The sequence below is a fragment of the Candidatus Pelagibacter communis genome (assembly GCF_001180205.1).
Taxonomy (GTDB): domain Bacteria; phylum Pseudomonadota; class Alphaproteobacteria; order Pelagibacterales; family Pelagibacteraceae; genus Pelagibacter; species Pelagibacter ubique_O.
In genome coordinates, this window is the sequence record NZ_CVSU01000045.1 from 1 (window position 1) to 22648 (window position 22648).

General features: G+C 31.0%; 21 protein-coding genes and 1 pseudogene. 7 read left to right on the forward strand and 15 right to left on the reverse strand.

Annotated elements, in window-relative coordinates; all coding sequences use genetic code 11:
- Positions 1 to 54: 54 nt before the first annotated feature.
- The 7 genes and pseudogenes from AMO08_RS01960 to AMO08_RS01990 form a co-directional block, all read left to right on the forward strand.
- A pseudogene (locus AMO08_RS01960) lies at positions 55 to 633 on the forward strand (GTPase); the annotation flags it as partial.
- Positions 623 to 1729 carry a glutamate 5-kinase gene (gene proB / locus AMO08_RS01965; protein WP_075484650.1) on the forward strand — a complete coding sequence of 369 codons (1107 nt, stop codon included), beginning with the start codon at positions 623 to 625 and terminating at the stop codon, positions 1727 to 1729. The pseudogene AMO08_RS01960 and the gene proB, both read left to right, overlap by 11 nt.
- Positions 1730 to 2980 carry a glutamate-5-semialdehyde dehydrogenase gene (locus AMO08_RS01970; RefSeq protein WP_075484652.1) on the forward strand — a complete coding sequence of 417 codons (1251 nt, stop codon included), beginning with the start codon at positions 1730 to 1732 and terminating at the stop codon, positions 2978 to 2980. It abuts the gene before it with no gap.
- Positions 2976 to 3503: a nicotinate (nicotinamide) nucleotide adenylyltransferase gene (gene nadD / locus AMO08_RS01975; RefSeq protein ID WP_256997638.1), complete on the forward strand. Its 528-nt coding sequence runs from the start codon at positions 2976 to 2978 to the stop codon at positions 3501 to 3503. The genes AMO08_RS01970 and nadD overlap by 5 nt, the downstream gene beginning before the upstream one ends.
- A gap of 17 nt (positions 3504 to 3520) precedes the next feature.
- Complete coding sequence (rsfS, locus tag AMO08_RS01980) at positions 3521 to 3871, forward strand: ribosome silencing factor (RefSeq protein WP_075484663.1); 351 nt, start codon at positions 3521 to 3523, stop codon at positions 3869 to 3871.
- A complete protein-coding gene (locus tag AMO08_RS01985; protein WP_075484665.1) occupies positions 3868 to 5007 on the forward strand; it encodes a S41 family peptidase in 1140 nt (379 codons plus the stop codon). Before rsfS ends, AMO08_RS01985 begins: the two co-directional genes overlap by 4 nt.
- 1 nt (position 5008) lies before the next feature.
- The gene (locus AMO08_RS01990; RefSeq protein ID WP_075484669.1) at positions 5009 to 5482 is read left to right on the forward strand and encodes an RNA pyrophosphohydrolase; all 474 of its coding nucleotides are present in this window, start codon (positions 5009 to 5011) and stop codon (positions 5480 to 5482) included.
- Here the strand turns inward: AMO08_RS01990 and atpC are convergent.
- The 15 genes from atpC to sucC form a co-directional block, all read right to left on the reverse strand.
- Positions 5474 to 5866, reverse strand: coding sequence for an ATP synthase F1 subunit epsilon (atpC, locus tag AMO08_RS01995; protein ID WP_075484671.1), 393 nt, complete (start codon positions 5864 to 5866; stop codon positions 5474 to 5476). The genes AMO08_RS01990 and atpC overlap by 9 nt on opposite strands.
- Positions 5866 to 7284 (reverse strand): F0F1 ATP synthase subunit beta, encoded by a 1419-nt coding sequence (atpD, locus tag AMO08_RS02000; protein WP_023854661.1) that lies wholly within the window; start codon positions 7282 to 7284, stop codon positions 5866 to 5868. Before atpD ends, atpC begins: the two co-directional genes overlap by 1 nt.
- A 2-nt stretch (positions 7285 to 7286) precedes the next feature.
- Entirely contained in the window at positions 7287 to 8159 is an 873-nt protein-coding gene (locus AMO08_RS02005; protein ID WP_075484673.1) for a F0F1 ATP synthase subunit gamma, read from the reverse strand.
- 6 nt (positions 8160 to 8165) lie between these two features.
- The gene (atpA, locus tag AMO08_RS02010; protein WP_023854659.1) at positions 8166 to 9701 is read right to left on the reverse strand and encodes a F0F1 ATP synthase subunit alpha; all 1536 of its coding nucleotides are present in this window, start codon (positions 9699 to 9701) and stop codon (positions 8166 to 8168) included.
- A complete protein-coding gene (atpH, locus tag AMO08_RS02015) occupies positions 9702 to 10259 on the reverse strand; it encodes an ATP synthase F1 subunit delta (protein WP_075484675.1) in 558 nt (185 codons plus the stop codon).
- 108 nt (positions 10260 to 10367) lie between these two features.
- Positions 10368 to 12323, reverse strand: coding sequence for a replication restart helicase PriA (gene priA / locus AMO08_RS02020; RefSeq protein WP_075484677.1), 1956 nt, complete (start codon positions 12321 to 12323; stop codon positions 10368 to 10370).
- Positions 12324 to 12600: 277 nt separating this feature from the next.
- A complete protein-coding gene (locus tag AMO08_RS05945) occupies positions 12601 to 13119 on the reverse strand; it encodes a pilin (protein ID WP_075484679.1) in 519 nt (172 codons plus the stop codon).
- Positions 13112 to 13633 (reverse strand): type IV pilin protein, encoded by a 522-nt coding sequence (locus tag AMO08_RS05950; RefSeq protein WP_179850731.1) that lies wholly within the window; start codon positions 13631 to 13633, stop codon positions 13112 to 13114. Before AMO08_RS05950 ends, AMO08_RS05945 begins: the two co-directional genes overlap by 8 nt.
- A 3-nt stretch (positions 13634 to 13636) precedes the next feature.
- Entirely contained in the window at positions 13637 to 14203 is a 567-nt protein-coding gene (locus AMO08_RS05955) for a pilin (protein WP_425304629.1), read from the reverse strand.
- Positions 14197 to 14718, reverse strand: a complete 522-nt coding sequence (locus AMO08_RS05960) for a type IV pilin protein (protein WP_306452495.1) — start codon at positions 14716 to 14718, stop codon at positions 14197 to 14199. The genes AMO08_RS05955 and AMO08_RS05960 overlap by 7 nt, the downstream gene beginning before the upstream one ends.
- Before the next feature lie 241 nt (positions 14719 to 14959).
- On the reverse strand, positions 14960 to 16360 hold the full coding sequence (gene lpdA, locus AMO08_RS02045) for a dihydrolipoyl dehydrogenase (RefSeq protein ID WP_075484681.1): 1401 nt from the start codon (positions 16358 to 16360) through the stop codon (positions 14960 to 14962).
- A complete protein-coding gene (gene odhB / locus AMO08_RS02050; protein ID WP_075484683.1) occupies positions 16361 to 17650 on the reverse strand; it encodes a 2-oxoglutarate dehydrogenase complex dihydrolipoyllysine-residue succinyltransferase in 1290 nt (429 codons plus the stop codon).
- A 5-nt stretch (positions 17651 to 17655) separates the two neighbouring features.
- Positions 17656 to 20574 (reverse strand): 2-oxoglutarate dehydrogenase E1 component, encoded by a 2919-nt coding sequence (locus AMO08_RS02055; RefSeq protein ID WP_075484685.1) that lies wholly within the window; start codon positions 20572 to 20574, stop codon positions 17656 to 17658.
- A gap of 34 nt (positions 20575 to 20608) precedes the next feature.
- Positions 20609 to 21484 carry a succinate--CoA ligase subunit alpha gene (gene sucD / locus AMO08_RS02060; protein ID WP_075484687.1) on the reverse strand — a complete coding sequence of 292 codons (876 nt, stop codon included), beginning with the start codon at positions 21482 to 21484 and terminating at the stop codon, positions 20609 to 20611.
- 1 nt (position 21485) lies between these two features.
- Positions 21486 to 22646: an ADP-forming succinate--CoA ligase subunit beta gene (gene sucC / locus AMO08_RS02065; RefSeq protein WP_075484688.1), complete on the reverse strand. Its 1161-nt coding sequence runs from the start codon at positions 22644 to 22646 to the stop codon at positions 21486 to 21488.
- Between the last annotated feature and the right edge of the window lie 2 nt (positions 22647 to 22648).

A 22648-nucleotide genomic window follows, 5' to 3' on the forward strand; every position in this document is an offset into this window, starting at 1 on the left:
GAACCTTTACCAAAGCTATTTTCGCCAACGATGATTGCTCTTTTGTGATCCTTTAAAGCTCCAAGAAAATTTACTAAAGGCACTATCGGAGAAGAATTTACAATATGGCTTCAATTAAAAACAATTGCTGATATCGGTATTATTGGATTGCCTAATGCAGGAAAATCAAGTTTGTTAGCAGCTTTAACAAACGCAAATCCAAAAATTGCAAATTACAAATTTACAACTATTAATCCAAACCTTGGTGTTGCTTCTTACGATGATAAAGAAATTACCATTGCAGATATTCCAGGATTAGTTGAAGGAGCTCACGAAGGTATAGGTTTAGGTATACAGTTTTTAAAACATATAGAGAGATGTAAGTCTTTACTGCACTTAATAGATGTCACCAACTTAGATCTGAATGTGTCTTATAATCAGGTGAAAAATGAATTAAAAAGCTACAGTGCAAAGTTATTAGAAAAAAAAGAACTAATTGTGCTTAATAAAATTGATTTGATTGATGAAGAAACAGCAAATGAAGTTATAGATCATTTTTCAAAAGGTAAAAATTGTGAGATTATGACAATGACAACTCTGGAAAAAAAATCTGTATCAAAAATTAAAGCAAAACTTTTGTCTTATGTATCTTAAAAACTCCAAAATAATTGTTGTCAAAATTGGATCATCTCTTCTAGTTGATCAAAATAAAAAAATTAGGAGAAAATGGTTATCTAGTTTTGCAAAAGATATTAAAAAATTAAGAGATACAAATCAAAAAGTAGTTATCGTTAGTTCTGGTGCTATAGCCTTAGGTTGCAAGAAAATGAATTATAATAAAAAAAATATTAAATTAGATAAAAGTCAAGCTATCGCTTCTATTGGTCAAATAGAGCTGATGAATTTATTTTCACAAACTTTTGCAAAATATAAATTAAATATTTCTCAGATTTTGCTTACATTAGAAGATACCGAGGAAAGAAGAAGATCTCTCAATGCAAAACGAACTTTTGATAATCTTTTTGAACTTGGTTTTATTCCTGTAGTAAATGAAAATGACACTATTGCAACGAGTGAAATAAAATATGGAGATAATGATAGATTGGCATCTAGAGTTGCACAAATTACAAACGCAGATACCTTAATTTTATTATCTGATGTTGATGGTTTGTATACAAAAAATCCTAAAATTTTTAAGGATGCTAAACTAATAAAGAAAATTGATGACCTAAAAAAAAATCTAAAAAAAATTTATATTAAAGGCGTAAATGAATATGGAAGTGGTGGTATGCATACAAAAATTGAAGCAGCAAAAATATGTCAGCTTGCTGGTACTAGTATGGTTATTGCAAATGGACTATATTCAAATCCTATCTCAAAAATAATTGAAAAAAATAACTGCACCTGGTTTAGTCCAAAAGTTTCAAAGTTAGATGCCAGAAAAAAATGGATAATAAGTTCTATAGCACCTAAAGGGGCTTTAATAATTGATGATGGTGCTAAAAAAGCATTAAAATCTGGAAAAAGTTTGTTAGCAGCAGGCATTAAAAAAGTTTCGGGAAGATTTAACAAAGGTGATCATATTAAAGTATTAGATAAAAAAAATAACGAATGTGCTAGAGGTTTAAGTTCCTTTACCTCTGATGAGGTGACTAAAATTATGGGTCATCACTCGAATGAAATTGAAAAATTATTAGGCTATGTTGCAAAATCAGAAGTTATTCATAAAGATGATATGGTGGAAATTTAAATGATTAAATATATGAATTTAATTGGAATAAAAGCTCGAAAAGCTAGTGAGTATAAAGTTAAAACTGAAATAAAAAATAAAGTCTTAAATGATTACGCAAAATTAATTAAGAATGAAAAAAAATTTATTATTAATCAAAATTCAAAAGATATTAATTACGCAAGAAAAAGAGGTTTAAAAGAGAACTTAATCAAAAGACTTCATTTAAATGAAAATAAATTGAATGGAATTATAAATTCTATTTTAAAAATATCTAAATTAAGGGACCCTATAGACAACACTTTAGAAAAATGGAAAAGACCAAATGGTTTGAACATAAAAAGAGTATCAATACCAATTGGAGTTATTGGTGTTATTTATGAAAGTAGACCAAATGTAACTTCAGATGTTGCTAGTCTTTGTTTTAAATCTGGAAACGTAGTGATTTTGAAAGGAGGCTCTGAGGCTATAAATTCTAATAAAGCCTTAGCTAAGTTGTTTAGAAAAGCACTTAAAAAAAATAAAGTTGATGAAAACTTTATTCAATTTATCGACTCAAAACAAAGAAAACTAGTAGATATAATGCTTTCTAAAATGAAAAAATATATCGATGTCGTCATACCTCGTGGTGGAAAAAATTTAGTTAAAAAAGTTTTGGAATTATCCAAAGTACCTATAATTGGGCATTTAGAGGGAATTTGTCATACTTATATAGATAAAGATGCAGAATTAAAAATGGCTAAAGAAGTTGTCTATAACGCTAAATTAAGAAATACAAGTATTTGTGGCGCGACTGAAACTATTCTTATTCATAAAAATATAGTTAAAAAATTTAGCAATCCTATTTTACAGGAACTTGAAAATAGTGGTTGTAAAATAATTGGCGAAAAGGTTTTGAAAAGTTATTACAATGGTCAAATATATCCTGCAAAAGAAAAAGATTGGTCAACTGAATATTTATCATCAATTGTATCTGTTAAAGTTGTCAAAAATTCTGAAGAGGCAATTAAGCATATTAACAAATACGGAACTATGCACACTGACTCCATCATTACAAAAAATAAAAAGACAGCAAAATATTTCCTAAAAAATGTTAAAAGCTCAATTGCAATGCATAATACTTCGACTCAATTTGCTGATGGTGGTGAATTTGGATTTGGTGGAGAAGTTGGAATTTCTACTAATACACTGCCACCAAGAGGTCCTGTGGGTTTAAATCAATTGATTTCATATAAATATGAAATAACTAGTAATGGTAAAATAAGAAATTAAATTGAATAACACAAAAATAAAAATTGGTGTATTAGGTGGATCGTTTGATCCTGCTCACAAAGGACACTTAGCAATTTCAAAGGAGGCAAAAAAAAGATTTAAACTCAAAAAAGTTATTTGGGCAATTACAAAAAAAAATCCGTATAAAATAGAGAGCAAGACATCTGTTGCTAACAGAATTAAATATTGTAAAAAAATTATTAGTACAAATTCATTTATTAAGGTTAAATTTTATGAAAAAATTATTAAATCAAATAAAACTATTAATTTAATCAATTATTTAAAAAAAGATAAAAGCATTGAAATTTATTTTTTAATGGGTGCCGACAACCTTATTAATTTTCATAAATGGCATAAATCTAAATTAATTTCAAAAAAATGTAACATCCTAGTTTTTGATAGACATGGGTATAAAAAAAATTCTTTAAAATCAAAGACATTTAAGCAACTTAGAAAGACCAATCTAGAATTTATTGAGTTTAATAAAGTCAACATTTCATCTTCTCAATTAAGAAAAATTTGATAATCTAAATTCAATTAATGGACAAAATTTCAGACTTAAAAGAAATTGTAATCAACACTCTAGATCTCAATAAAGCTCAAGACATTGTAACTATTGATCTTAAAGACAAAAGTTCTATGGCTGATTACATGATCATAGCAAGTGGAACCTCATCTAGACATATTCAATCTTTATCAGAACAAGTTTTAGAAAAACTTAAGAATAACGGTGTAAAAGACTCAAAAATTGAGGGTAAAGAAAGTGGAGAATGGAAACTTGTTGATGGGATTGATTTGATTGTTCATATTTTTCATCCAGAAAAAAGAAAATTTTATGAATTAGAAAAAATTTGGTCAGAGCTAATTCCAAAAGAAAAAGTGATGATATGAAAAAAATTAAATTTTTATTATTATTTTTTTTTTCCGTTTTTTATTTAAATAAAACAGTTATTTCAGCTGAAATTGATATCTATAAAAAAATTGATCTATTCGGTGAGGTTCTAGAAAAAATTAATAAAGAATATGTTGATGAGTTCAATCAATCTGAGAGTATGGACTCTGCTATCAATGGACTTTTACAATCCTTAGATCCTTATTCATCCTACATGTCTCCTAAAATTTTTGATGAAATGCAAACAGAAACCAGTGGTGAATTTGGTGGACTAGGAATTGAAGTTAGCATGGAGGCTGGTGTGGTAAAAGTAATTTCACCAATAGATGATACACCTGCATCTAGGGCTGGATTAAAAGCTGGTGATTACATAGTAAAAATAAATGATGTTCAGGTTCAAGGAAAATCATTAAGTGAAGCTGTTGATTTAATGAGAGGACCTGTAGGTTCTGGAATAGAGTTAACAGTAAGACGAAGAGGTGAAAAAAAAGCATTAACATTTAATATAATAAGAGAAGTTATTCAGGTTCAATCTGTTAAATCTGAAATAATAGATGAAAGTATAGGATACATCAGACTTACTTCATTTAACGATAACAGTAGTGATCAAATAGAAAAACAAATTAAAAAACTTAAAAAAGATAAAAACTTAAATTCATTTATTTTAGATTTAAGAAATAATCCTGGAGGTCTTTTATCTCAAGCAATAAAGATATCAGATTTTTTTCTAGAAAATGGAGAGATAGTTTCAACAAAAAGCAGAAAAAAATCTGAAAATAGAAAATGGTTTGCAAAAAAAGGAGATATTACTGATGGAAAAACACTATTGGTTTTAATCAACTATGGTTCAGCATCTGCTTCTGAAATTGTTGCTGGAGCTTTAAAGGATCACAAAAGAGCAATCATCGTTGGCGAAAATAGCTTTGGTAAAGGTTCTGTGCAATCAATTATTCCTTTAAAAAATCGTGGTGCTATCAGATTAACTGTCGCAAAATATTATCTTCCTTCTGGAAAATCTATTTCTGAAGTAGGTGTTAGACCAGATATTGAAGTAAATGAAGAAGGTGATGATTTTAGAATAAAAACTGATACTGATAATCAATTAAACTACGCTATCAAGTTACTTAACGGATAATATGAATAAAAATTTTAAAGATTTACCACTAAGAAGTGGGGTCGGAATTGTGTTATTGAACAAAGAAAATAAAGTATTCGTAGCAAAAAGAATTGATAATCCTAAAAATTTTTGGCAAATGCCTCAGGGTGGTGTTGATGAGGGAGAGGATAATTTAAAAGCTGCATTTAGAGAACTAGAAGAAGAAACAAGTATCAAAAGCGTAGAACTTATAAAAGAATTAGATGGTACATTAACCTATGACTTACCTGATAGATTACTAGGTATTATTTGGAAAGGTAAGTACAAAGGTCAGAAGCAAAAATGGTTTTTAATGCGATTTATTGGAAATGATAATGAAATAAATATTAATACATCTAATCCAGAATTTTTAGATTGGAAGTGGATTGACTTAGATTTAATTACTGATGTTGTTGTTGATTTTAAACATCATGTTTACAAAGAACTTAAAGAAAAAGTAAAAAAATTAATTTAGAGTTTTTAAAACTTGAACTTTTTGATCTGCTAAATATTTTGATTGATCATTAATATCAGTTTTATTAGCCTCTTCTTCTGCCTGTTTAAGTAAATCTTGTTGCTTTGATTTATCCAAATCAGTGAGATTAAAAATTGTACTTGTCAAAATAGATAGATTATTATTTTTAAACTCAACAATACCATCTTCAACATAGTAATTTTCATCACCTGATTTTGATAAAATCTTAATTATCCCAGGTTTTAAAAAGGAAATAATAGAAATATGATCCTTCAATATTCCCATCTCTCCTTCAAAAGCAGGGACAACGACTTCTGAAACATCATCTTTTACTAAAAAAGATTTTTCAGGATTTACTATTTCAACTTTAAACTCTTCGCTCATTAAGCAGCAGCTTCTTGTTCCATTTTCTTAGCTTTTTCTATAGCTTCTTCAATTGTTCCAACCATATAAAAAGCAGCTTCAGGTAAGTGGTCATACTCACCTTTACAGATTGCATCAAAACCTTTGATGGTTGAGTCAAGATCAACTAGTTTTCCTGGAGAACCAGTGAATACTTCTGCAACAAAGAATGGTTGAGATAAAAATCTCTGGATTTTTCTTGCTCTTGCTACAACTAATTTATCTTCTTCTGATAACTCATCCATACCAAGAATAGCTATAATATCTTGTAGTGATTTATATGATTGTAGAATTCGTTGAACATCTCTTGCTACTCTATAATGTTCATCTCCAACAATTCTTGGATCTAAAATTCTTGATGTAGAATCAAGTGGATCTACAGCAGGATAAATACCAATTTCTGCAATTTGTCTTGAAAGTACAGTCGTTGCATCCAAGTGAGCAAACGATGTTGCTGGAGCGGGGTCTGTTAAATCATCAGCAGGTACATAAATTGCTTGTACAGATGTGATTGACCCTTTGTTTGTAGTCGTAATTCTTTCTTGTAGGTTACCCATGTCAGTAGCTAATGTCGGTTGATATCCAACAGCAGATGGAATTCTTCCCAACAAAGCTGAAACCTCTGATCCTGCCTGAGTAAATCTAAAAATGTTATCTACAAAGAAAAGTACGTCCTGACCTTCCTGATCTCTAAAGTATTCAGCTACAGTTAACCCTGTAAGTGCAACTCTTGCTCTTGCTCCAGGAGGTTCATTCATCTGTCCATAAACTAAAGCAGCTTTTGAACCAGCTCCTTCTTTTTTAATTACTCCAGACTCAATCATTTCATGATAAAGGTCGTTTCCTTCTCTAGTTCTCTCTCCAACTCCCGCAAAAACTGAAAAACCACCATGAGCTTTTGCAACGTTATTAATTAATTCCATAATTAAAACTGTTTTTCCTACTCCTGCTCCACCAAATAATCCAATCTTTCCACCTTTTGCATAAGGTGCAAGCAAATCAATTACTTTGATACCTGTTACAAGGATTTCAGTTTCTGTTGATTGATCATTAAATTCGGGTGCAGCTCTATGAATTGGCCAACTTTCTTTGGTTTTAACTTCACCTCTTTCGTCAATTGGTTCCCCAATTACATTTATAATTCTTCCAAGTGTTTCAGGCCCAACCGGAACTTGAATAGGAGCATTTGTGTTGGTAACTTCATCACCTCTTTTTAGTCCTTCAGTAGCATCCATAGCAATTGTTCTAACAGTGGTTTCACCTAAGTGTTGTGCTACTTCTAAAACTAGTCTGTTATCACCATTTTTACATTCCAATGCTGTTAAAATTTCTGGTAGTTCACCATCAAATTTTACGTCTACTACCGCTCCAATAACTTGTGTGATTATTCCTTTGCTCATAATTATAAACTTTCTGCTCCTGATATGATTTCTATTAGTTCTTTTGTAATTGCTGCCTGACGACTTCTATTATATTCGATAGTAAGTTTGTCAACCATTTCACCTGCGTTTCGGGTTGCATTATCCATTGCACTCATTCTAGACCCTTGTTCGCTAGCTGAATTCTCTAACATTGCTTTAAATATTTGCGTAGAAATATTCTTTGGCAATAAATTGCTTAAAATTTCATCTTCATCTGGTTCAAATTCGTAACTTTCTTCTGAATTATTTTCTTCTCCCTCATTATTTAAAGGGATAATTTGCTGTGCTTGAGGAATTTGAGTAATTACATTTTTAAATTGGTTATAAAAAATTGTACAAACATCAAATTCACCTGCCTCAAATTTTTCAATTATCATTTTCCCAACTTTGTCAGCATCAAAATAATTTGCATTTTTAGACTCTTTGAAAGAAATATTTTCAATTATTTTATCACCATAAACTCTTTTTAATTGGTCGTTTCCTTTTGAGCCTACTGTAATAATTTTAAGTTCTTTACCTTCATCTATAATTTTTGCAAAATAACTTTTAGCTTTTTTAATAATATTAGAATTAAATCCGCCGCATAAACCTCTATCAGAAGTCATCACCACACAGAGATGAGTTTTTTCTTGACCAGTCCCTGACAATAACTTTGGTGCATTTTCTTTATCAGATATACCATTTGATAAATTTAAAATAACATTATTCATTTTTTCAGAATAAGGTCTTCCCTTCTCAGCGCTTTCTTGAGCTCTTCTTAATTTAGCTGCTGCAACCATTTTCATAGCTTTAGTAATTTTTTGTGTAGACTTTACACTAGCTATTCTTTTTTTTAGGTCGTCTAAACTTGCCATAAATTATTAAGATTTAAAATTTCCTTTTAGTTGAGTGATTACCTCAACAAGTAATTTTTCTTTATCTTCCTCAAGTTTTCCTGAAGTTAAAATTGACTCGATAATTTCAGGCTTATCTGATTTACATTTTTCAATAATCTTGCTCTCAAATTCAGCAACGTCTTTTAAATCAATATCATCAAGATAACCTTTCACTCCACAAAATACTGAAATAACTTGTTCCGCAACAGTCATTGGTGAATATTGTTTTTGTTTTAAAAGTTCAGTTAGTTTAGAGCCTCTATTCAAGAGTTGCTGAGTGGATGCATCTAAATCAGATCCGAATTGAGCAAAAGCTGCCATTTCTCTGTATTGTGCTAACTCTAGTTTCATTGAACCAGAAACTTTTTTCATCGCTTTTGTTTGAGCTGATGAACCAACCCTAGATACTGATAATCCTACGTTAATTGCAGGTCTTATACCTTGGTTAAATAGTTCTGTTTCAAGGAAAATTTGTCCATCTGTAATTGAAATAACGTTAGTTGGAATAAACGCGGATACGTCTCCACCTTGTGTTTCAATAATTGGCAGTGCAGTAAGTGACCCTCCACCATGTTCATCGCTTAATTTTGCTGCTCTTTCAAGCAATCTACTATGAAGATAAAATACATCTCCAGGATAAGCCTCACGTCCTGGGGGCCTTCTTAATAACAATGACATTTGTCTATAAGCAACAGCTTGTTTAGACAAATCATCATAAATTATTAACGCATGCATTCCATTATCTCTAAAATACTCACCCATAGCACAACCTGTGTATGGTGCTAAGAATTGTAAAGGAGCAGAGTCAGATGCAGTAGCAGCAACGATTGTTGTGTACTCCATAGCTCCAGCTTCTTCTAGTGTTTTTTGAATTTGTCTTACTGTTGATCTTTTTTGTCCAACTGCAACGTATATACAATAGAGTTTTTGTTTTTCATCTCCAGATTCATTGATTTTTTTTTGATTAATGATTGCATCTACTGCAACAGCTGTTTTACCAGTTTGTCTATCACCAATAATTAATTCCCTTTGCCCTCTTCCAATCGGAACTAGACTATCAATTGATTTAAGACCAGTTTGCATTGGTTCACTTACTGATTGTCGTGGAATAATACCAGGAGCTTTTACTTCAACCCTGCTTTTTTTAATTCCTTTGTCTAATGGTCCTTTTCCATCAATAGGATTTCCTAAACCATCCACTACTCTTCCTAATAATTCTTTTCCAACTGGAGTATCAACAATATTACCAGTTCTTTTTACCACATCCCCTTCTTTAACGTTTCTGTCATCACCAAAAATTACGACACCAACGTTTTCACTTTCTAAGTTTAGAGCCATACCTTTTGAACCATCTGCAAACTCTACCATTTCACCAGCTTGAACATTATCCAAACCATAAATCCTAGCAATACCATCTCCAACTGATAAAACTTGACCAACTTCAGTGACTTCTGCTTTATCACCAAAATTTTTAATTTGTTCTTTTAATATTTTTGTAACTTCTGAAGGATTTATTTCCATTTATGCCTCTATCATTCTATTTTCGATTTGTTGTAATTTATTTTTAATTGAGGTATCGACCATAGTACTTCCAACTTGTACTATCAGACCTCCTATTAAACTTTTATCATGTTTGTAGTTTAATTTTATTTTTGAGCTAAAATTTTTTGTTAAATCCTCTGTAATTTTTTCAATTTCTTCATTAGATAATTCTTTTGCTGATTTTAATTCTGCCTTAAGTTCACCTCTTTTTTTTGAACAAATTTCAATAAAACTTTTAAGAATACGCTCGATAAAAAAGAAACGTCTTTTTTGGATTAAAAAACATAAAAAATTTTTAAATAAAGACTCAAATTTATTATTTTCAGAGATTGTATTGATTACTTTCAGTAAATCTTGTCGGCTTGTAGTTGGATCTTTAATCAAATTAGAAAAATCTTCACTTTGATCAATTAAATTAAGAATAGATGAAGAATGATCTTCGATCTGACTTAAAAGATTGTTTTCCTCTGAAAGTTCAAAAAGCGCAAGAGAGTACCTTTCAGCTGAAGTTATTGAAAATCCGGTGTCTTTACTCAACTTGGTTCCTCTATAATGTTGAAGATTATTTAAAAATCACGCCCTAAATAGCATATGACCCTTATGTCTTCAAGTAGCGGATTCGTAAAAAAGGCATCTTTTTTGCGGTTAATTGAAGTTAATTGGGTCAACATCAACTGAAAGTTTTATTCCAGAAGAAAATTTATATTTTGGAATAATTTTTGCAAGAGAACTTTGTAGTTTCATAGATTTTAAGCCTCTAATTAAAAATCTAATTCTAAATTTTCTCTTTAATCTAAACAATGGAGCATTCACTGGCCCTAATATTTTTCCTTCTATTTTATTTTCAATAAAATTTTTAAAATTAATAGCTTCTTTTTCTAATTTAATTTCATTGTCTCCAGTTAATATTAAAGAAATAAATCTTTGAAATGGTGGTAGTTTATTTTTTTTCCTTATCTCCAGTTCTCTTTCTAAAAAAATATCTGGATTTTTACTTGTAATTTCTGAAATCATCTTAGTATTATTTTCGTAGGTTTGAAAATATACAGTTGCTGGCTTTCCTGTTCTTCCTGCACGTCCTGAAAGTTGATGATAAAGCTGTAAATTTTTTTCTGCACCTCTTAAATCATGTCCTTGAGATGTAAGATCAATATCAACAACCACAATGCAATTTAAGCTTGGAAAATGAAAACCTTTTGAAATTAATTGAGTTCCAACTAAAATATGCGTTTCATTATTAATAATTTTATCTATTTTTTCTTTAGAATCTTTTTTATTCATTGTATCACTTGAAAAGATCTCTATTTTTTTACCAGGAAATTTTCTTTTTACTTCTTCTGAAATTCTCTCAACACCAGGACCACTAAAAATAAATTCACAATCGCCTTCTTTTGTACAGTTCCTTTCAAGATCAGATTTATATCCACAATAATGGCACAATAGGTTATTTTTATTTTTATGATAAACTAAATTGATACTACAATTTGGACATGTAAAACTTGTAAAACACTTATTACATAAAGCATTTGGAGAAAAACCTCTTCTGTTTAAAAAAAACAAAACTTGATCTTTTTTTTTCAAATGTAAATTAACTTTTTCAACAATTTTATTTGATAACCATGATTGTTTTTCAAGTTTTGTATTATTCAAATTAATAATTTCATAATTGGGTAATGCTGCGTTTTGATATCTTTCATTTAATCTAGAAACTTCGTATTTCCCTTTTTTAATATTTTCAAAAGTTTCTATAGACGGGACAGCGGTAATCAAATTGATTGGAATATTTTCAAAAGATGCTCTGGAAATTGCCATATCACGAGCATTATAGGTTATACCTTCGTCTTGTTTAAATGATTGATCATGTTCTTCATCAACAATTATCATTCCTAATTTTTTAAATGGTAAAAATAGTGAAGACCTTGCTCCAATAATTATTTTTATTTTACCGTTAGAAACGCCACTCCAAATTAATTCTTTCTTTTTTTTTGAAATGCCAGAATGCCAAACTGCAGGTTTAAAACCAAAATATTCTAAAAATTTTTGTTCAAACTGGCTGGTTAAACCAATTTCTGGTAATAAAATTAATCCTTGAAAACCCTTCTCTATCAGTGGTTTTAACGCTTCAAAATAAACTAAAGTTTTACCTGATCCAGTGGTGCCTTGCAAAACATGAACTCTAAATTTTTTATTTGAAATATTCATTTTTTTTAGAGTTTTATTTTGATCACCAGATAGCTTGATTAAGTTTTGTTTAATTTTGCTATCGAATATTTGATAAAGTTGAGTTTCTTTATTCTCTATTGCCTTACTGCTTAAGAGCACTAACTTTAATGCCATACCCTTTGGGATAAGATTATATTCTGCAAACCAATTTAAAAAGTTTATTGTATTTTTTTTTAATGGAGTAACGTCTAATTTCTTTATTACATTTTTAGTCTTAAAATTTCTATTGTTATTTTTTTCAAATTCGTCCCACACAACACCAGTAATTTTGGATTTTCCAAAAGGTACAAGTACATAATCACCAACTTTAAGATTTAAATTACTTTCATAAGTAAACGGATGATTAAAAATATTTGGTACAAGAATCGGAAATTTCATATTTTTATAATATGAAAAAAAATTAAGAGTGTATTTGACTTTTTTTCATATAGCCAAAACTGTTGATACAAAATACTTTTAGAGACAATTTAACTTCCTTCTTTCTGTGCCAAGAATGTGCCAATAAATACGAATATTTCACGAATAATTTTTATCATTCTTAACCTTTTTCAAGATCTTATTCCAAATAGAATCTTGACACAAGTTATGTTTTATTTGCTACTAAGACTAAGAGTTATATTAGAGTGAGGTCTTTTTGTTTAATAAAAGAATTATATCAATTTATCTCTACCACATAATATAAGTTATTATCAGAAGAGCTACATGGTTCTTTGAAACATGTACTTAACCTTATATCATTATTTTTAAGAGAAGGACTTAATCCTGGATTAAATTTACTATCGTGTGAAATACCATTTAAATGAATTGATCCAATACTACTTGAATTTGTTGATGGACCAGTATTTCTAACATAAGTTAAATTAGTATAGACGCTGGTTGCGTTTTGATCAGTATTAAATAATTGTTGTAAGTGTGGAATAATTTTTCCATATGTCATACCTGAGCAAGCTATACTACTACCATTTGATCTTTTCATAATATTGGTTTCACCTAAATCACATTTTAAAACTTCAGCTGAAATATATTTTTTGATTGTTTCAAATTTTGCTTTTGTTGCACTTACTTTAGCACCACTCGTATAACCACTATAAGCAACTACTCCTACTGCAGCTAATATTCCTATGATAGCTACAACGACTAAAAGTTCTATTAATGTGAAACCTTTTTTATTCATATGAAATTGTATTTTCAATATATTTTGTTTGTCCAGAACTATTTCCAAGATTTGAACAGATTTTAATTGTGTTAGCATTTACCTTAAAAATAGATAAATAACCTCCTTGTTGTGCATGAGATGGACAGGCTGTCATATAGCCAGGAGGACTACAATTAGTAACGTTGAGTTTACACCAAGATCCATAAGGTGGATTACCTCCATAAAAAGGACTAGTCCAGTTCATTCCATAAACTGTTTGGTTCATATAATTTATAAATGAGTCTATATTTAATGGACAGTTAACAGACTTTTCGTTTCCATTAATATCTGTATATGTTATTGGCTCTCCGACACTACACAATGCTGACTTTGCTCCTACCATTTTCGTTATAGTCGAATGATTAGATTTAGTGGCTGAAATTTTTGCACCCTCAGTATAACCACTATAAGCAACTACTCCTACTGCAGCTAGAATACCTATGATTGCTACTACGACTAAGAGTTCTATTAGGGTGAAGCCTTTTTTATTCATAATTTAATAACAAGTTTTTATTGAGTCTCCGTATGCGCATTTCAAATCTATTCTTGTTGCTGTCTCATCATTATCAGAGCATCTTGAATAGACTAAGTAATATAGCTTTCCTCCATCCCTAAGTACTTGATACGCTGTTTCCCCAACATCAACTAAAGAGCACTTCATTCCATTGCATCTTCTTCCAGACTGAACAGCATTCAAAGTGTTATCATAAGCATTTCTGTAATTTTGATATTGAAAGTGTCGAGCTATATGTTCTCCTTCCCCAAATTCCCATCCGGTTGTTGGATTATTGTTTCCATCAAATTCACAAAAATTTGTATATTGGCTCCATTTACTTCCTGAAATTTTATACAATTTTAATGGCATAACCCCGGTACTACAAATTGCAAGTCCCTCATTCATAGTTTTAACAACAGCCTTATGTGTTTGGTTACAACTTGTTTTCTTAGCCCCACTTGTATAACCACTATAAGCAACAACTCCTACAGCAGCTAGAATACCGATAATTGCTACTACGACTAAGAGTTCTATTAGGGTGAAGCCTTTATTTTTCATTTTTACCATTGATCAAAAGAAATTTGTGTTTCTAATTGATTTTTCGTGTCGCTACATGGTTGTTTAATACAAGTACCTAGATTTACCCATACTTGCTTGTTTGAATTTGATGGTACTCTCAAAAATACAAATCCTGCATGATAATTATACATACTACCTTCTTGTAATACATACAAATTTTTTCCATTCCAACCAGTGAGTGAAGATTTGTTAATCCACTCTAATTGATTATTAATATGGTTTTTAAAATGCTCAGGAAAAAATGCCTGAACATTTCCAAAACACTTATGTGTATAATACTTTTTGCTATTCAACGTGCTCATTAATTGAACGCTACCTTCCAATTCACAATTTGCAATTATTAGTCTAACTTGTTTAACAACACGATTATGATTTGTCTTTGCAACTGTAGCTTTTGCACTAGCTGTATACCCACTATAAGCAACTACACCTACTGCAGCTAAGATACCAATGATTGCTACTACGACTAGAAGTTCTATTAAGGTGAAGCCTTTTTTGTTCATTTATTAAGACTAACAAATCTTAAGTTAGGAGTCTAACTGAGAGTCAAATACATACCCGTGCCAAGATTGTGCCAAGAGAATTTTCAGCGCTGTGCCAAGAATATGCCAAGAAATACGAATTAATATTTTAAAAAAGATATTAATCACAACAAATCTAAAATGATTAATTTAATTTGAAAAATTTGATTATTCTTATTGATGGAAAAGGATAATTTAGGATTTTCCTATAAAATCCTATAGTTTAAGAGTGTATTGCTCTTTTATCTACTGATAAAGCGGCTTCTTTAACTGCTTCTGAAAAAGTTGGATGAGCATGACAGGTTCGGGCTATGTCTTCTGCGCTTGCACCAAATTCCATTGCAACACCGATCTCTGCAATTAATTCTCCTGCATGAGGCCCAATTATATGTGCACCTAATACTTTATCTGTTTGCTCATCAGCTAAAATCTTAACAAAACCTTCTGCATCATCTATGGCCTTAGCTCTTGAATTAGCCATAAACGAAAATTTCCCTACTTTATATTTTTTATTTAATTCTTTTAATTGTTCCTCAGTTTTTCCGATTGATGCTACTTCTGGTGTTGTATAAACTACTCCTGGAATTGTATCGTAATTTACATGTCCAGATTGACCAACTATGTTTTCTGCAACTGCTATACCTTCGTCCTCCGCTTTATGTGCAAGCATTGGACCAACAATTACATCGCCTATTGCATAAATATTTTCAACGTTAGTCTTAAAAATTTTATCAGTTTTAATTCTATTTCTTTCGTCAAGATCTACTCCTACAGACTCTAAATTTAAACCATCTGTATTAGGTTTTCTGCCAACAGAGATTAAAACAACATCACACTCAAAATTATTTTTATTACCATCTTTATCTACTGTTGAAACCACTACACCTGCTGCATTTTTTTTAATTGTTTCAACTTTATTTTGCATATTAAATTTCATACCCTGTTTTTTTAAAATTTTCATAAATTCTGAAGAGATTTCTTTATCCATTCCAGGCGTAATATGATCTAGAAATTCAACAACTTCCACCTCTGCTCCAAGTCTTGACCATACAGATCCCATCTCCAATCCTATATAGCCTCCTCCTACTACAACCATTTTCTTAGGCACCTTTTCTAACTTTAAAGCACCTGTTGATGAGACAATTGTTTTCTCATCTATTTCTATTCCCGGTAATGAAACTGGAACTGATCCTGTTGCAATAACTGTTTTTTCTGTTTGGATGATGGTTTCTTTATTTTTATCATCTTTTATTAAAATTTCATTTTTAGATTTAAAACTTCCGTGTCCTTTAAAGTAAGTAACTTTGTTTTTTTTCAAAAGAAACTCAACACCTTTTGTAAGAACGGTTACAGCTTTATCTTTGCTTTTCATCATTTTGTCTAAATTTAATTTTACTTCACCAACTTCAATACCTTTGTTTGCTAAACTTTTTACTTTGTGAAATTCTTCAGACAGATTAAGTAAGCTTTTTGATGGGATACAACCAATATTTAAACAAGTACCTCCCAAAGACCCTCTAGACTCTATACATGCAGTTTTTAATCCTAATTGAGCAAGTCTGATTGCGCACACATAACCACCCGGTCCACCTCCAATAACTACAGCTTGAAATTTTTCTGACATTTAAATATCTAAAAACAACCTTCTAGGGTCTTCTAAGTTTTCTTTAATCATTTTAAGGAAAGATACAGATTCCTTTCCATCAATAATTCTGTGATCATATGATAATGCTAAATACATAATTGGTCTTATTTTGATTTCACCATCTACAACAACAGGTCTTTCCACTATATTATGCATGCCCAACACTCCAGATTGAGGTAAGTTTAGTATTGGGGTTGAAAGCATAGACCCATACACACCTCCATTACTTATTGTAAATGTTCCTCCCTGAAGATCTTCAATCGTTAGCTTTCCATCGCGCGCTTTTTCTGAAATTTCTTTAATATTTTTTTCAATGTCAGCAAAGGATAATTCATCTGCATTTCTCAAAACTGGAACAACCAAACCCTTATCTGTTCCGACAGCAAAGCTAATATTGTAATAGTTTTTATAGATAATCTCATCTCCGTCTATTTCAGCATTCACCGCAGGGAAATTTTTTAAAGCAACTACACATGCTTTTACAAAGAAAGACATAAATCCTAATTTTATCCCATAACGAGATTGGAAATCCTCTTGATTTTCTTTCCTCATTTCCATCACACTGCTCATATCAACCTCGTTAAATGTTGTTAAAAGAGCTGCATTCTCTTGAGCTTGCTTTAATCTTTTTGCAATAGTTTGTCTCAACCTAGTCATCTTAATTCGTTCTTCTTCACCATATTGAATTTTTCTTTCGGATGGTTTTGGATTTGCACCCATCAAACTTATTAAATCTCCTTTTAAAACTCTCCCATCTTTTCCTGAACCTTGAATTGAATTAATATCGATATTATTTTCAGTTACTATTTTTCTCACTGCTGGAGACAAGGTTGTATTAACACTTCTTTGTGGAGCAACATCTGGTTTAACTTCCTCAGTTAAAACCAAAGGTTTCTCTTTGGGTTTTTCTTCAAATACTTTTGGTTCTTTTTTATTTGTATCTAATTTTATTACATTGCTCTCTGCAGGAACAATTTCCTCTTTCTTAATTTCTTCACTAATTTTCGGCGCAGATTTAACCACTGTTCCACCTTCAGCTGATACAGAACCTAATAATGCTCCTACTTCAACGACTGATCCATCTTGTGAATTTATCTCTGTTAACACACCAGCAATTGGAGATGGTACTTCTAAGTTTACTTTGTCTGTCTCAAGTTCTACAATAGGCTCATCTGCTTCGACTGTATCACCTGCGTTTTTTAACCATTTTGCAACAGTCGCTTCCGTTATACTTTCACCAAGAACTGGGACTACTATTTTTTTACTCATTAAAATTAATCAAATACCTTTTTAATTATTTCTTGTTGTTGAGAATTATGCCTTTTGGCATATCCTGTTGCAGGAGTTGCGTCTGGGCTTCTTCCTATATAAGAAATTTTATTATTATTAGCCTTTAAAGTGTCTAATGTCCATTGGATATAATCTCTAACTGAAAACCAAGCACCCATATTTTTTGGTTCTTCTTGACACCAAAAGAATTCGGCATTTTTAGAGTATGGTTTTAACTCCTTAACCAAAGCTTTTGCTGGAAATGGATACAATTGTTCAATTCTATACATCACTACATCATCTCTTTTAAGCTTTTCTCTGGCGTCTAACAAATCAAAATATACTTTTCCAGAACAAAGGATTACTTTTCTTATTTTAGAACTTTCTTTTAGTTTAATAAATCCTTTAGACTTAGGATCTATAGCATGATCCCACAATACTCTATGGAAAGTATTTTTTTTGTTAAAATCTTCTAAATTTGAAACACAATACTTATTTCTTAATAATGATTTTGGTGTCATTATGATTAGTGGCTTTCTGAAACTCCTATGCATTTGTCTTCTTAAAGCATGAAAATAATTTGCTGGGGTTGTGCAGTTCATTACTTGCATATTATCGTTTGAGCATAGTTGTAAAAATCTTTCTAATCTTGCTGAAGAATGTTCTGGTCCTTGTCCTTCATATCCGTGAGGTAACAACATTACTATGCCAGATGCTCTATTCCATTTTCTCTCACCAGATGCAATAAATTGATCAATTACTACTTGAGCTCCATTAGCAAAGTCACCGAATTGTGCTTCCCAAAGAGTAAGTGTGTTTGGCTCTACTAGACTATAACCATATTCAAAACCTAAAACTGCAAGTTCAGATAAAAAACTATCTACTACTTCAAATTGCTTTTGATTTTTAGAAATATTATTAAGAGGAATATACCTAGAATTATCTATTTGATTTCTTAAAACAGAATGTCGTTGACTGAATGTTCCTCTTCCAGAGTCTTGCCCTACAAGCCTAACTGGATATCCCTCTTCAAGCAAAGATCCAAAAGCTAAAGACTCAGCTGAAGACCAATCGATTCCAGTACCTTTTTCGACACTTTCTTTTCTGGCATTAAATATTTTAGAGATAGTCTTGTGAATATTTTTTTCCTCAGGAATGCTATTTATTTTACCTGAGATTATTTTTAATTTATTTTCATCAAAACCTGTTATACCCCTCTTATCTTTGCCTCTTTCAGGTTTATATCTTGACCATGTTCCCTCAAACCATTCTATTTTAGGTTTATAATCTTTTGCACTTTTGTATTGTTCATCAAGTAAATCTTTAAATGATTTAACGTTATGATTCAATAATTCTTCAGTTATAGATTTTTCGTTTACTAATTTATTTCCATAAATTTTGTAAACACTGGGATGAGATCTAATTTTTTTATACATTAAAGGTTGAGTAAATGAAGGTTCATCACCCTCATTATGTCCAAATCTTCTATAACAAATTAAATCTACTACAACGTCTCTATTAAATTTTAATCGAAATTCTGTTGCTATTCTAGTTGCATAAACAACTGCTTCTGGATCATCACCATTAACATGAAGAATTGGAGCCTCTACCATTTTTGCAACATCAGATGGATAAGGTGAAGACCTCGCAAATCTTGGACTAGTAGTAAATCCTATCTGGTTATTAACAATAATATGAATTGTTCCTCCAGTGTTATGCCCTGGTAGTCCAGACATTGCAAAACATTCTGCTACAACTCCTTGACCAGCAAAGGCTGCATCCCCATGAATGAGAATAGGTATAACTTTATTTCTTTCACGGTCTTTATGAAAAAATTGTTTGGCTCTTGTTTGACCTAAAACAACTGGGTTAACAGCTTCTAAATGAGAGGGATTATCTGTCAAACTGACATGTACTGAATTTCCATCAAATTCTCTATCAGACGACGCTCCAAGATGATATTTTACATCTCCAGCACTATCTTCAGAGTCAGCACTAAACTCACCAGCAAACTCATTAAAAATTTTTTTGTAAGATTTTTGCAAAACGTTTGCTAAAACGTTAAGCCTACCTCTATGAGACATACCTATTTTAACTTCTTTTATATTATTTTGACCACCAATTTTTATTATCTGTTCAAGAGCAGGTATTAAACTTTCGCCACCATCTAAACCAAATCTTTTTGTTCCCACATACTTTGTAGCTAAAAATTTTTCAAATCCTTCTGCCTGTACCAATTTATTTAAAATTGCCTCTTTACCATTTTTTGTAAATTGAAGTGCATTTTTATCTTGCTCTATCCTGTCCCTAAACCACTTTCTTTCATCTGGGTTTGAAATATGCATGAACTCATAACCTATTTTTCCACAGTAGGTTTTCTTCATAAACTTAAGTATTTCTTTTATATTTGCATATTTACGATTGATTACCCCGTTTAGAAAAATTTTCTTATCATAATTTTCTTTTTTAAAACCATAAAAATCTGGATGAAGCTCATCTAGATATTCGGACTCTCTCATTTCTAAAGGATCAAGATCTGCTAATAAATGTCCTCTTAGTCTATATGCTCTAATTAATGCTACAGCACTAATAGAATCTTTGTTTGAGTCAGCAAGTAATTGAAAATTAAATTTTTCTGAAGTGTCTAATTTGACATTATCAAAATCATTTTTATCTTGTTCTTCTATTTTTTTTTGTAATTCATCAATATCAATCTTTTTTTTAGTAGGTCCCCATGATGGCCCATTAATTTCTTTTGCTATAACATTTAATTCTTCACCAATTCCCTCAAAATAATTTGCCCAACTTTCTGGAAGATCAGCATCTTTATTTACAAACTTTAAATACATTTCTTCTATAAATGCACTATTAGATTTGTTTAAAAATGAAGTTTTTTCGAAATCAAGATTTTTTGATGAAGACATCTTTTTATTAAATATATCCCTCTAATATTTTTTTTCAATTAGACAGTTTATCAAATAAAGTTTTTCCAATAATTGATGGTGATTTGGCAACTGTAATACCACATTCTTCCATTTTTTTTATTTTATCTTCAGCTCCACCCTTGCCACCTGATATAATGGCACCAGCATGCCCCATTCTCCTTCCTGGAGGAGCAGTAATTCCAGCAATAAATCCAACAATTGGTTTTTTGATCTTATGATTTTTTATAAATTCAGCCGCTTCTTCTTCAGCTGTTCCACCAATTTCACCTATCATTAAAATAGATTCTGTTTCAGAGTCATTTAAAAATAAATCTAAACAATCTATAAAATTTGTTCCATTAATAGGATCACCACCAATACCAATACAAGTTGATTGACCAAGTCCATTTTCAGTTGTTTGGGCTACTGCTTCATATGTCAATGTTCCTGACCTTGATACAATTCCAACACTTCCTCTTTTGTGAATACTTCCCGGCATAATCCCAATTTTACATTCATCTGGTGTGATTATTCCTGGACAATTAGGTCCAATTAATCTGCTACTAGATCCACTTAATTTTTGTCTGACCTTAAGCATATCCTGAATTGGAATACCCTCTGTTATACAAACAATTAGTTCAACTGATGCATCAATAGCTTCAATGATTGCTGCTGCTGCAAATTTAGCAGGTACATAAATCATAGTTGCATCCGCTCCTACTTCATTTTTTGCCTCTAAAACGCTATTAAAAACTGGTCTGTCTAAATGTTTTTGTCCACCTTTCTTTGGCGTAACTCCACCAACAAGATTGGTTCCATATTTTATAGCCTGCTCTGAATGAAATGTTCCGTGTGAGCCAGTAAATCCCTGACAAATTACTTTAGTATTTTTATTTACCAAAACCGACATTTTATTTTATCGCCTCAACAATTTTCTTAGCAGCATCATCTAAATTTTCTGCAGAAATTAATTTTAATCCAGAATTATCAAGAATTTCTTTTCCCTCCTTGAAATTTGTACCTGCTAATCTTACAACCAAAGGTACACTAATATTAATTTCTTTAGCTGCATCAACTACTCCTTGGGCAAGGACATCACATCTCATTATTCCTCCAAAAATATTAATCAAAATACCTTTAACATTTCTATCTGAGAGAATTATTTTTAATGCAGCAGATACTTTTTCTTTGGATGCGCCACCGCCTACATCTAAAAAATTTGCTGGCTCTTTACCATACAATTTAATTATATCCATAGTTGCCATTGCTAATCCTGCTCCATTTACCATACAGCCAATACTTCCATCTAGCTTGATATATGCAAGATCATGCTTACTAGCTTCTATCTCGGTAGGATCTTCCTCGTTTAAATCTCTTAATTCAACAATTTCTGGATGCCTGAATAAAGCGTTAGAGTCAAAATTAACTTTTGCATCTAAACAAACAATTTTTTCCTCTTTTGTCAAAATTAATGGATTTACTTCAACCATGTTTGCGTCAGTACCTACAAACATTTTATATATTGATTTAATTAATGTTATTGCTTGTTTTTTTACGTCTTCATTTAAATTAAAAATATTAATTATTTTTTCACAATCTGAATCAGAAATTTCATCACCCATATCAACTTTTGTAGTTATAATTTTTTCAGGTGAACTGCTTGCAACTTCTTCAATGTCCATCCCTCCTTGGTCACTTGATATAAATGCAATTTTAGAACTTGCCCTATCAACCAGGCACGATAAGTAAAATTCTTTATCTATATTTGATGATTCTTCTACGTATAATCTTTTTACCGCTCTACCTTCAGGGCCAGTTTGATGAGTAACTAGTGTTTTTCCAAGTAATTCTTTAGCTGCTACTGTTAGTTCCTCAATAGAGTTTAAAATTTTTACACCACCAGCTTTTCCTCTACCTCCAGCATGGATTTGTGCTTTAAGCACATATTTCTCAGTTTTGAGTGCTTTTGCTTTTTGAATAAGTTCATCAACATTAAGCGCAAATACTCCTTCTGGAACTACAGCTCCATATTTTTTTAATATTTGTTTAGCTTGATGCTCGTGAATATTCATTA